This is a genomic window from Micromonospora sp. DT43 (assembly GCF_049841645.1).
Taxonomy (GTDB): domain Bacteria; phylum Actinomycetota; class Actinomycetes; order Mycobacteriales; family Micromonosporaceae; genus Micromonospora.
Genome location: NZ_JBNCKR010000024.1, coordinates 37,442 through 49,053, shown reverse-complemented (window position 1 = coordinate 49,053; position 11,612 = coordinate 37,442). Strand labels below are relative to the sequence as shown.

11 protein-coding genes are annotated in these 11,612 nt (G+C 68.6%); 6 read left to right on the top strand and 5 right to left on the bottom strand.

The features are described 5' to 3' along the window. The 4 genes from ACLQ26_RS32705 to ACLQ26_RS32690 all read right to left on the bottom strand — a co-directional run. The coding region (locus ACLQ26_RS32705; protein WP_425748217.1) for a VOC family protein at positions 1–197 on the bottom strand (197 nt) is incomplete at its 3' end. A gap of 368 nt (positions 198–565) precedes the next feature. Next, positions 566–1,723, bottom strand: a complete 1,158-nt coding sequence (locus ACLQ26_RS32700) for a cellulose binding domain-containing protein (RefSeq protein ID WP_425748216.1) — start codon at positions 1,721–1,723, stop codon at positions 566–568. A gap of 791 nt (positions 1,724–2,514) precedes the next feature. Beyond that, positions 2,515–3,660, bottom strand: coding sequence for a hypothetical protein (locus ACLQ26_RS32695; protein ID WP_425748215.1), 1,146 nt, complete (start codon positions 3,658–3,660; stop codon positions 2,515–2,517). Next, positions 3,657–4,229 carry an RNA polymerase sigma factor gene (locus tag ACLQ26_RS32690; RefSeq protein ID WP_425748214.1) on the bottom strand — a complete coding sequence of 191 codons (573 nt, stop codon included), beginning with the start codon at positions 4,227–4,229 and terminating at the stop codon, positions 3,657–3,659. The genes ACLQ26_RS32695 and ACLQ26_RS32690 overlap by 4 nt, the downstream gene beginning before the upstream one ends. 268 nt (positions 4,230–4,497) lie before the next feature. Here ACLQ26_RS32690 and ACLQ26_RS32685 point away from each other — a divergent pair, with 268 nt between their 5' ends. Then, positions 4,498–4,767: a hypothetical protein gene (locus ACLQ26_RS32685; RefSeq protein ID WP_425748213.1), complete on the top strand. Its 270-nt coding sequence runs from the start codon at positions 4,498–4,500 to the stop codon at positions 4,765–4,767. Positions 4,768–4,999: 232 nt separating this feature from the next. On the opposite strand, the gene ACLQ26_RS32680 is transcribed toward ACLQ26_RS32685, so the two are convergent. Further along, on the bottom strand, positions 5,000–5,383 hold the full coding sequence (locus ACLQ26_RS32680; protein WP_425748212.1) for a VOC family protein: 384 nt from the start codon (positions 5,381–5,383) through the stop codon (positions 5,000–5,002). 935 nt (positions 5,384–6,318) lie between these two features. Between ACLQ26_RS32680 and ACLQ26_RS32675 the strand changes: the two genes are divergently transcribed. Genes ACLQ26_RS32675 through ACLQ26_RS32655 form a run of 5 tightly spaced genes read left to right on the top strand, consistent with a single transcriptional unit; the run spans position 6,319 to position 11,604 of the window. Beyond that, a complete protein-coding gene (locus tag ACLQ26_RS32675; RefSeq protein WP_425748211.1) occupies positions 6,319–7,668 on the top strand; it encodes an aminotransferase class I/II-fold pyridoxal phosphate-dependent enzyme in 1,350 nt (449 codons plus the stop codon). Continuing rightward, a complete protein-coding gene (locus ACLQ26_RS32670) occupies positions 7,665–8,651 on the top strand; it encodes a UbiA prenyltransferase family protein (RefSeq protein WP_425748210.1) in 987 nt (328 codons plus the stop codon). Before ACLQ26_RS32675 ends, ACLQ26_RS32670 begins: the two co-directional genes overlap by 4 nt. A gap of 1 nt (position 8,652) precedes the next feature. Further along, positions 8,653–9,702 carry a thiamine-phosphate kinase gene (locus tag ACLQ26_RS32665; RefSeq protein ID WP_425748209.1) on the top strand — a complete coding sequence of 350 codons (1,050 nt, stop codon included), beginning with the start codon at positions 8,653–8,655 and terminating at the stop codon, positions 9,700–9,702. After that, complete coding sequence (locus ACLQ26_RS32660) at positions 9,702–10,697, top strand: NAD-dependent epimerase/dehydratase family protein (RefSeq protein ID WP_425748208.1); 996 nt, start codon at positions 9,702–9,704, stop codon at positions 10,695–10,697. The genes ACLQ26_RS32665 and ACLQ26_RS32660 overlap by 1 nt, the downstream gene beginning before the upstream one ends. Beyond that, the gene (locus ACLQ26_RS32655; RefSeq protein WP_425748207.1) at positions 10,684–11,604 is read left to right on the top strand and encodes a diacylglycerol/lipid kinase family protein; all 921 of its coding nucleotides are present in this window, start codon (positions 10,684–10,686) and stop codon (positions 11,602–11,604) included. Before ACLQ26_RS32660 ends, ACLQ26_RS32655 begins: the two co-directional genes overlap by 14 nt. The last annotated feature ends 8 nt before the right edge of the window (positions 11,605–11,612 follow it).

Sequence of the window (11,612 nt, the reverse complement as noted above, 5' to 3'; positions counted from 1 at the left end):
CCGGCCTTGGGCTCCGGGACCGGCTGGAATGTCAGCACCGGGCCGCCCCCGGCGACAGTGACGCGCCGCCAGCCGGGGAGAGACTCCGTCACGCGTCCTCCAAGCACGACTGACCAGAAGTCAGCCAGACGCTGCGGATCCCGGCAGTCGACCGTGACTCCGGCAAGTCGGCCCAGTGTCTCCACGACACCGACCATATCGACGATGTGCAGCCCGCTCCCACGAGCGCGCTCATCTCGACATGAGCGGACGCTGCCCTACCGCCTCCGAGGGGCAACCCTGACGGCTTCGAGCCCGCCGACGAGGTCACCAGCCTCAAGGGCCTGTTCAGGGCAGGTGGGATCGGTGTCCCGAATGATGGGACCGCGGCGACTCCAGCAAGCTCACCCGCAACGCCAAAGCTCCAGCAAGCTGTTTGAGGCGACCGCCGCAGGTTCACCCACCACGACGGTCACCGCGAACCCCGATGGCCTGGTCGAATCGACCAAGAGTGCCGTGCCGACTCGTAAACGTGTCGACGGCCAGTGGAAAGGCCTTGGCCAGCCCTTAACGGAGGGCCGAGGCGCTAACGGATGGTGAAGGTCAGCGGGTTCGAGATGCCGAGGCCGCCGTGGGAATCGTGGACCCGCACGGTGAAGGTGGAGGACGTGCCGGCCGACAGGGCCGTCTGGAACTGGTAGCGCTGTCCGCTGTTGGTCGGCGTCACGGCCAGCCGGGTTGCGCCGAGGTAAAGCTCCACCCGGCTGATGAGGTCCCCGGGATCGGTGTCGGCGACGTCGGCGACCAGCGTGACGGTCGTCGGCTCGAGGAAGTAGGTCTGCCCGCCGGGGGTGCTCAACGCCACCGCCGGCGGGTGGTTTGTGCCGGTGGACGCCGGCGTCACCACCGTGACCAGCAACGGCGGCGCAGCGCCGGGCAGCGACTGGTCGGTGCCGGCCGAGACGTACAGCACGAAGGTGGTGCTGGTGCCGGGCTCCCCGATCGGTGGTGTCCACAGCGCCTCGTACCGGTCACCGGTCGTCCTCACCCCCTGGGCCACCGTGACGCCGTCCACCCGGAACGACACCGAGGTGATGCTGTGTCCGCCTCCCACGGTCGCGGTCGCCGCCAGCGGGACGGTGCCCGGCGCGGTGTACACCGCGCCGGCCGTCGGGCTGAGCCAGGTGACGATCGCCGGGTAGTCAGCGACCGGCGGTGTGGTCGTCCCGGTCGGCGTCACGCTGGGCAGGACGCCGCCGGTGCACGTGACGCCGTTGAGCGTGAACGACGCCGGTATGGGGTTGCTGCCCGACCAGGCGCCAACGAAACCGATGTTCGCGGAGCCATTGGTGCCCAGGGTCGCGTTCCAGCCCAGATTGGTCGCGCTGACCTGCTGGCCCGCCTGCGCCCAGGTGGCGCTCCAGGTTTGCGTGAGCCGCTGGTCGACTGCAGGGAACGCGAACCGCAGCGTCCACCCGTTGACTGGGGCACCCAAGTTGGTGACCGCGATGTCGGCGTGGAAGCCACCGCTCCACTGGCTGGTGACGACGTAGTTCACCCGACACCCGGCCGCCGCGTTCGCCGCACTGGCGTGTGAGATCGCGGCCATCATCGCGACCATGGCAACAGCGATGGCGGCCACAGCAGTCAGCGACTTCCGCATGGCACACCTCGCCGTAAATAGCTGGACGTCTATGAATATGTCGACTGTCCTGCTGCTCCGCCTTCCTGTCAAGGCACGCACGGCAGTCCTGCCGCCGGCAGGACAACGGACAGCTCACCCATGACTGATCGGTAGCGGCCACAGCGCCGAGCAGGCCGAAGAGTGGATAGCGCAGCTTCCCGCCTGGACCGCGACTGACCGCCAGGTCCTGGACGACTTCGCGTCAAAGAACGCAACGAAGTGGGCGGCCAAGTCGCGGCAGAAAATCGAGCGCCGGGTACGCCACCGTGCAATGTGGACCGGCGAGTGAGCAGATCACCAGACCGACGGCCACCAGTCAGCCCCGAGCCACAGCGCGGGGCAAACTCGTGACGTGGGCGCCGGTGCCGCTCTCCCACCACAGTGGAAGCTGGCCGACACCGGCTACCTCATGACGACGACCTACCGGGCCGATTCCGACACAACTCCTCCATCGCCGCACACCGCACGGCTTCAGACCAGCCCAGAAGTACCTGATCCACGCACGCTCGCCGCGCCGCTCGATCTCATCACTACAGGTCAGAGCCCTCTTCTCCGTCCGGCGTCGATGAGCACTTCGGGCGCGGAGACTCGAACGTCTCGGGGGCAGGCTCCTGCAGTGAAGGGCATGCTCGAATCCAGCCAACCAATGGCAATGGCGTCCGGGGCGCCCGGGTAGTAGTCATAGGGCGTCAGGTCCGGGATGTGCGTCACGCGTCGATCGTCGCAGTCAGGCACGGCCGTGCGAACAACTAGACAACGGTGTGGGCCGCCTCTGGGCGGCCCGCACCGTTATCGAACACCGGGCGCGTTACGCCCGTCTATCGGAATGCCGGTGGCTGGGAGTTCCTGGCCTACAGGTCGGCCTTCGTCACGCGGGAGGATTCGTACGTCGTGGAGGCCTGGGGGGTGCCCGGCACGGTGGAGACGTCCTTGACCAGCATGCCGGTCTCGGCGTCGATGGTCAGCACCTCGCTGCCCCCGCCGCCGAACATCTCGGGGCCGGCGGTGATCGTCAGCGTGGCCTTGCCGTGGGTGGTCGAGTTCTTGACGCTGACCGCGGAGATGGTGGACAGCAGACGCAGCACACCGGCCCGGACCTGCGTGTTGCCGTCGCCAGCGGAAAGCGCTTGGGTGCTGTACGTCCACAGGGCGTTGTCGAGGTGCTGCTGAACGGCCTTGGGGCTGTACGGCTTCGGCTCGGCGTTGCCGCCCTTCTGCTTGATAATCACCTGGGCGGCCGCCTGCTGCTTGTCCCACACCGCCTTCTGCGCTGCGGGATCGAGGCCCACCAGCGGCTCCTTGGCTGCCTTGAGCATCCGGGTCCGGCCGTCGGCCGGGCTGCTGTCCGCCGCGGCGACGGCTGCCTCGAGGAGCGGAGCGTAGCCGCCGTCCGTCATCTGGTCCTGGTGACGGGCGATCGCACGCTTGATGTCCTGCACGCTGTTGCCCGTATAGATCGCGTGACCATCGGTGTACAGCGTGTAGACGACCTGCATGGTCCTGGTGCCGTGGACCTGCGTCGCCTTCACCAGCCACGCGTCGCCCGCCGGCGGGGTGACCGTCTTGATGGACCCGGCCAGGGTCATCAGCGGCGCGTGCTCGGCGGACCCGTCGACAGAGGTCGAGCCCGAGGCGGCGGCCGACGAATCCTTGCCGGCCTGCGTGCCCCCAGTCGCTGGCGAGTTGAGCATTACAGCGACGACTGCCGCCGCGGCGGCAACCCCCACCCCGGCGCCGATGCCCAATCGGCCCGCGATACCGATCCGGCGGCGGCGCTGAATCGCCGGGCTGGACTCGTGGTCCCGCGTGATTGTCGTCGTTTCCATGGTTGAAGTCGCCTCCATAATCGTGTCCTCTGCTGACATCGCGCCCAGCAGCCGCACGGATCCGGGATCGGCCATAGCCGCCCGCAGCACCGCCCGCGCCCGCTGATACGCCTCCGGGCGCAGTGGTTCTGCGCTGCCCAACGCACCGACCAAATCGAGCTCGTCGGTCATCGGTGTCTCTCCTTCGTGCTGTTGCGGCCCTTCAGAAGCGCAGACACCCCCGGTGCGTCGCGCAATGCCGTCCTGGCCTGGCTCAGCAGCCGCCGCGCGGTGCCGGCCGGTATGCCGAGTGCCCGCGCGGCGTCGGCCGCTGTCAGGTCCTCCCAGGCGACGAGCCTCAGGACCTCCCGCTCTTCGGGTTTGAGCCGCGTCAGGGCCGACCGGAGCACCGCCCGGGCGTCCACGCCGAGGTCCACCGCCGACCACGGATCCCGTCCAGTAGCCACGTCCGGCACGTCCGCGACCAGGTCCTCGGCCGGGCGGGACCGCCAGTAGCGCCGCAAGCGATTCAATGCCACCCCGTACAGCCACGGCCGCGCATCGTTGTACGACCGGTCGTACAACCGCCGCGACTCGAACGCCGCAACCCAAACCTCGCCCAGGAGGTCCTCAGCCGCATCCCGCCCCGCCCGACGAACGAGGTACGCACCGACGGCGGCCTCATGACGCTCGACCACCACCACGAAGGCGTCGACATCGCCAGCCAGCGACCGGCCTATCAAATCCGCATCCGAAGCCATGGCCCTCCTCGGCAAGTCCGCGCTTCAACCTGTCATTGCCAATCGGGCGGGGAAGTGTTCAGGCCCCGAGGTCCGACGGCAAGCGGTCGCCCAACAGCGACCTCTGGGCAGCACGAGCGGCTGCGGCGCGGTCAGCGTTGGGCCCAAGCGTGGCGCCCAGGCCAGGACCGAGGACCGAAGTCGGGAGGTAGAAGCAGCGTCGCGGCAGCGAGGCTGCCGCCCCACATCGACAGTCTCTCCGCCGTTCAGGGCGGCGCACGGTAGGGCGGTGAACCTCGGCGGGCGCGAGGAGATCTCCATCCGCGGACTCGCCGAGAAGGTCAGGGACTTCACCCGCTCGACCAGTGACATCCACACGGTGCCCTACGACGTCGCCTACGGTAGCGGCTTCGAGGACATGGCTCGCCGTATGCCAGAGCTGTCGCTGGCCCACGGACTCATCAGCTACACCGTCCGCTACGGCCTTGACGACATCGTGCAATCCGTCGTCGACGCAGAGCGCACGGCCGAACGTGCTCCGCTGCCGACCGCTCCGTAATCAGAACGGACGCAACTTTGGATCTTGACGGTTCGGGCTGGCAGGTGGTCGTGGCGCGGATGCAAACCGCCGCAGCCAGGCACTCTTGGTCGCCGACTGACCGCCCGTGCGGTGGGCCGGTCAGTTTCCGGCCACGGGCGCTGCGCGATCGGGTCGAAGCATGCGATCGTGCAGGCGCGCCGCCTCGGTGCTTGGCATCGACGGCACCGCGATCAGCCCGTGATCCGCGCATCTACTCCCACGCCTGGGAAAGAGATGCAAAGGTCTCCGGATCGGTGTGGCACGGGATGACGCACAAGAGGTGACCGCCCGGGGCCCGTAAGGTTATGCACTCCAGCCAGCGGCCGACCTCGACGGCGCCGAGGGCGATCAGTCTGCGAGCTTCTGCCTCGACGTCGTCGGTCTCGATGTCGATGTGGTATCGAGCCTGGTCATCGACGGCTTGTACCGCCAGAACCAGCCCGGGCAGCGCGCCGTGCAGAGAGGTGAACTGCTGCTCATCGGGAACTGTACGTGCCGGCACACCGAGGGCCTTCGACCAGAAGGCGGTAGCTGCAGGCGCCTCGCCGCGTGGTACGTCGATCAGGATCGTCGAGAGTCTGCTGCGATGGGCCACGATCGACCATTATCCACATCACCCGGCGACTCGGCGACCACATCCATGGCCGCCAAATGGGGCAAAGAGGAGCCCTCACGTGGATTCCGCCAGGTCACCCGGCTGGCGATCCGCCACGACATCGCCCATCCAGGATTCGACGAGCCCAGCACCCGGCTGCCACCACTGACCACCCGTAGGCACAGCCGATCCGCGGCGGCACTGTCGCGAGGGCGACGCCGCCGGCGCGAGATGGCTTTCACCGACGTCTATTCGTTGATCTTGTTCAACAGACTGATCTCGCCCTCTGTCATGCCACCTGGAGCGAAGTACCTGCAGGCGGTACGGGCGCGGTGTTCGGGAGAATCTACCGACCAAAGTGGACTGGACTCGCGCTGCGAATCCGGCGTAACATCCTGCCCCAGAGAGATCGTCAAGCGATTGCCGCTGGTGAATGCAGACAGCGGAACGGGGGGATCATGATCTATGCGCTGACGTCGCAACGCCACTTTTCTTGCGCTGCCATAGCGCCGCATCCCCGGGTTCTTGCCAAAAATGGATCCCGGGGAACGCTGCGGCACAAGCCGACAAGACGAGAGTCGATCTTAACGAGCCTATTGGCCTGATGTCGGCTGGTGCGCGTCAGCCTTGGAATCGAACCGCAGGTCGCGGTGGCCCGGCCTGCGTCCTCACCTCCAGAGTGATCAGACAACGATGCCAGCAACGCCGCCGGCATCGCACCCGGCCGCGTGTCCCCACTGCCGGGAGCCGCGTCGACGCCCTCGATCGTCGGGCGGGACGGCCGGGCCAGGCGCATCAATAGCATCTCCCGCCGTCCTCTGCGACCGAGCCGCCACCACTTCGCCGGGGACGAGGAACGCCCTCGCGCTGCGGTTCACCGAGTCGGGCCGCCCCGTCCCGTGCTGGCTCAACCTGCGAGCTGGCTGCGCCGGCGGGTGAAAGAGACGACCACCTACCCCCTCCGCGCGGCGGCTACGTGCTGGGCGATCTCGACCGCCGGTCCGCCACTGTCCAGAGCGGTTCTGCCGACTACTGAAGCAGCAGGTCCCCTGAACGGCCCGATGCACACGAAGCACCAGATGAGAGGGGTTTCGCGAACCGTGGTGACAGTGGATATCTTCGGTCGCTGCCAGTCATACACAGTGAGCCAGGAGGCTCGCGCAGCCGGGCTCTACCCGTACTTCATTCCCTTCGAGGGGCACGATGCGACCGTCGCGCAGACGATCGACGGCGACATCCTCATGTGCGGCTCGAACAACTACCTCGGGCTGACCTCTGACCCGCGCGTGAGAGCGGCGGCGGAGGCGGCGATCGCGGAGTACGGCACGTCGCGCACGGGGTCGCGGCTACTCAACGGCAATACGCCACTACACGACGAGCTGGAGCGCGAGCTGGCCGACTTTCTCGGCATGCCGGCCGCACTGGTGTTTCCGACCGGCTACCAGGCGAACGTCGGCGCGATCGCGTCGCTGCTGTCGCGTCACGACGTGGTCATCCTCGACCGCGAGGCGCACGCCTCGGTCTACGACGGCTGCGGCATGAGCCGGGCCAAGATCCGACGATTCGCCCACAACGACATGGACGACCTGGAGCGACAGTTGGCAGCCAGTCCCTCGGACGCCGGCCGGTTGGTCGTCGTGGACGGGGTGTACTCGATGGCCGGCGATCTGTGTCCGCTGACCGAGGTGGTCCGGCTGTGCCGGCAGTACGGTGCCCGCCTGCTCGTCGATGACGCCCACGGCATCGGCGTGCTGGCCGATGGCCGGGGCACCAGCGCGCACTTCGGCGTCACCGATCAGGTCGACCTCGTCACTGTCACCTTCAGCAAGTCGCTGGCGTCGATCGGCGGTGCGGTGCTCGGTCCAAAGGATGTGATCGAGTACCTGCGCCACCACGCGCGCAGCCTCATCTTCAGCGCGGCCGCCCCACCGGCCAGCCTGGCCGCCGCGTACGCCGCATTGCGCATCCTGAAGGCGGAGCCGTGGCTGTGCCGGCAGGCGGTAGAGAACGCGTCGTACGTGCGTCGCGAGCTCACGGCCCTGGGCTACGACCCGATCCCGAACGAGACGCCGATCGTGTCCGTACGGCTCGACGGCGTGCAGGAGACCCTGCTCGCGTGGCGCAACCTGCTGGACCGCGGCGTCTATGTCAACGCGGTCATTCCCCCGGCGGCTTCGCCTCGGCTGCGAGCGAGCTTCTCCACCACGCACACACCGGAGCAGCTCAAGCGTGTCGTCGCCGCGTTCGCCGAGGTCGGCGACCTGATGCTCGTGGAGGACCAATGACCGTCAACCAACTCGAACCAGCAGTCAGGACCCGGGATCTGGTGGTTGCCTGGGCGCGGATGTGGCGGTTCCACTTCGTGCCCTTCTCGTTGTCGGCAGGTCTGGTCGGCATGACAGCGCCGCCGGCCGGGGCCAGCGTCGCGAGTGTCGTGGTCGGACTGCTGTTCTGCACGCTGGGATACGGCGTCGGTGTGGTGATCAACGACTGGTTCGACCGCGAGGCCGACGCGGTCAACGCTCCGGACCGCCCGTTCGTCACCGGGCTGATCAACCCTCACATCGGCCTGGCGCTGACGCTCGCGATGTCGGCGGCCCTGATGGTGGTAGCCGTCGTGGTCGCACCGACGCTGGCGCTGTGGAGTGTCATCGCGATCGGCGGGCACCTGGTCTACTCCTGGACCAAGCGCATCCCCATGCTGGGCAATCTCGTCAACGGCGTCGACATGGCGCTGTTCACGGTGCTCGGCGCCGTGGCTGTCCGGCCCGACGCGGGGTGGCTCGACATCCCGGGGGTGACCTGGTTCCAGACGGCGCTCGTCGCTGTCGTGTTCAGTGGTTTCTGCCTCGTCGGGTACTTCAAGGACATCGAGGGTGACCGGGTCGCGGGCTACCGCACGCTGCCGGTTGCCATCGGGACCAGGGCCTCCAGCCGGATTGCCGTGGTATTTCCGGTTGTGGCGGTGACAGCGGCGGCTGCGGCCGCCGTGGCGGACGCCGGTCGCGCGGGTGTCTACGCCGAGGTCGTCTTCTGGGTGCTGCTCGTCGCGTCCGCGCTCGGGTTCACGCAGAGTCTCGTGACACTGAACCGGGCGCCGGAGACCCGGGCGTACGAGGCGCTGGTCTGGTTCATCCGGGCTACCACACTGTTCTTCCTGTCGCTCGGCGCGCTGCACCGGCCGACACTCTTCCTCGTCGTCGCCGTCCCGATGATGGCCTTCCTGGAGCTGACGTTGCGCGCGACCCAGTCCTCCCGGCAGGCGTGACATGACGTCCACCGCCTGGAACCGGCTGTCGCTGGACGCGGCCGAGGGCAGCCTGATCATGGCGATGCGCGAGTGCATGGCCCGGTCGCCGCGGCAACTCAACAACGCCTTCGAGGCTGACGCCGAACTCCTCGATCTGGGCACCGCCGGGCTCCTGGCGGTCACTGTCGACACGTTGAACGACGGGGCCGAACTGGCCACCGCCACCACGCCGTACGCGAAGGGGTGGTTGACCACCACCGTCAGCGTGAGCGACCTCGCCGCGGTGGCTGCCGAACCGTTGGCCGTGCTGGTGTCCTGTTCGCTGCGCCGGGACGGTTGGACCCTCGAGGATGCCCGCGAATTCGGGCGCGGCGCATCCGAGGCCGCCGAACGCTACGGCTGTCACATCGTGGGCGGCGACACCAACTGGGCCAACGAGGAGAGCTTCACCTCGTGCGCCCTGGGAACCGTCCCACGCGAATCCGTCCTGAGCCGGATAGGTGCTCGGCCCGGCGACGCGCTGTATGTGACCGGCCCGATCGGAGCCGGCAACGCTGTCGGATTCCGTGCCCTGGCACTGGGCGGTACGGCGGCAGGCCAGCCGTGGCTGCCTGAGGCGCGGGTGGCCGCGTCCGAGCCGCTGCGTCGCTACGCCCGGGCGTGCATCGATACCAGCGACGGTCTGTTGAGCGCGGCGGTCAGCCTCGCCGAGCTCAACGGCCTGGGGGCCGAGGTGGTGCTGCGCGACGAGGTGTACGCGCCGATCGTCTCCGCCGTCGCCGCCTCGGCGCGCCTGCCTCGGTGGTGTTCGGCTGCGGCGGAGTGGGGCGAATTCGAGCTGCTGTACGCGATCGATCCGGCCGACGCGGAGCCGTGTTCCCGGGCGCTGTCGCAACGCGGACTGTTTCCCCTCCGCGTTGGACACCTCGTCGCCGGTCCGGAGCTGCTGCTGATCGACGAGTCAGGCAAACACCAGGACATGCGGAGCCTGCTGATGGGCATGCGGGCCCTCGACCCGGCCGGGTCGCTGCTCGCCGACCTGCGTGCCCTGCTGGCGGGGGGTTCGTGATGGGGTCGGGTCTCGCGCTGGTGACCGGTGTCACCGGCTGCGTCGGGCGCGCGGTCGCCACCGCCCTGCGCGAAGAGGGCTGGTCGGTACGTGGCCTGGTGCGGGCACCCGCGCCGGACGACGCGGCGTATGCGACGCACCTCGGTGACCTGACCGACCCGGAGTCGCTGCGCGGCTCCTGCGCGGACGTGGACCTCGTGGTGCACGCGGCCGCCGATCTGACCGACTGGCGACCTGGCCCCCGCATCTGGCAGGTGAACCGGGACGGCACCCGGGCGGTGCTGGACGAGGCGCGGCGCTGCGGTGTCTCCCGATTCGTCTATCTGAGCACCGTCGACGTGTTCGGTTTCAACGCCTCGAAGGTCATCGACGAGGCGTCGACGCGGCGGGTGCCGCGATACCCATATCCGCTGTCGAAGGCTGCCGGTGAGGACCTGGCGTGGTCGTACCACGGGAATGGTCTTGATGTCACAGTGGTCTACCCCGCCTGGGTCTTCGGTCCCGGTGACCGCAACTTCCTGCCCGAGCTCGTGCGCGGGCTGCGAGACGGCAAGCTCGTCCAGTTCGACCGCGGCGTACCCCCGATCGAGTTGACGTACAGCGCGAACCTGGCCGACGCGATCGTGCTGGCCGGCACCACGCCCGGCTGCGCAGGTGGCAGGTTCATCGTCGGTGACTCGTACGGCCTGACCCTGGGGCAACTGTTCGCGGCGGTGGCCGAGCGGGTCGGGGCACGACCGCCGACTGCGTCGGTCCCCTTCAGCGCCGCCCTGGCCGCGGGGGCTCTGTCCGAACTCGCCGGGATGGCCGGCATCGGCATCAGATCCGGCCGACCGCTGCTCACCCGCTACGCGGTTCGGTCCGTCGCCGGGGGAATGCGCTACGACGTCAGCCGGATCCGGTCGATCGGCTATTCACCCCGGTACGGCTTCGCGGACGCGCTGAGCAATTCCATGGCCGATCTGGAGATGGAGCAGGCGCATGGCAGCCGATGAGCACGACCCCGTCGTCTGCATCATCAACCCCGCGTCCGGGGTCCAGCGCAGGCGCACGATCGTGCAGCGCATCGCCGCGGAACTACCCGAGGCGGAGTGCTGGTCCACCCGCTATCCCGGGCACGGCATCGCCCTGGGGCGGCAGGCGGTCGAGGACGGATACGGCACCGTGGTGGCGATCGGCGGCGACGGCACGTTGTCCGAGGTTGCCAACGGGTTGCTGGAGGGGGGCGGGGAGAAGGTACGGCTGGCGTACGTGCCGGCCGGTACCTGCAACGACTTCGCTCGCGGCCTGCGGCCGGTCACCGACCTCGGTGGCCTGCTCGACCGTACCCGCGACCGGGAAACCGACGTCGGTACGGTGACCTTCACCCGGCCTGACGGCACGCGTGACCAGCGGTACTTCCTCGTCAGCTGCACGGTCGGGCTGATCAGTGTGATCGGCCAGCGGTTCACCGAGAAGACCCCGGTCAACCGGGTGCTCAAGCGGCTCAACCTCCAACTCGCCGAGACGACGTCGAGCATCCGGACGCTGGCCCGCTGGCGGCCCGTCGAGGTGCGGTTGGAACTCGACGGCGAAGCGTCCCGCCAGACCATCACCAATCTCGCAGTGCTCAAGGTGCCGTACTTCGCCGGTGGGCTGACCTTCGGCGGCACACAGCCCCCGCGGGCGGGATACCTGGACGCGGTGCGGGTGGCGGGTGCCGGCCGCATCGACGTGGCCGGGCTGATGTGGCAGGTGTTCCGCGGTGCCGCCGCAGGACACCCCGCGATCCACCGGCAGGAGGTCCGCACCGTGAGCGTCGACGCGGACAGTCCGCTGCCGGTAGAGGTCGACGGCGAGATCGTCGGACACACCCCGGCCGAGTTTTCGATACTTCCGTCGTGCCTGACGACGGTGGTGTGAACCCAGCA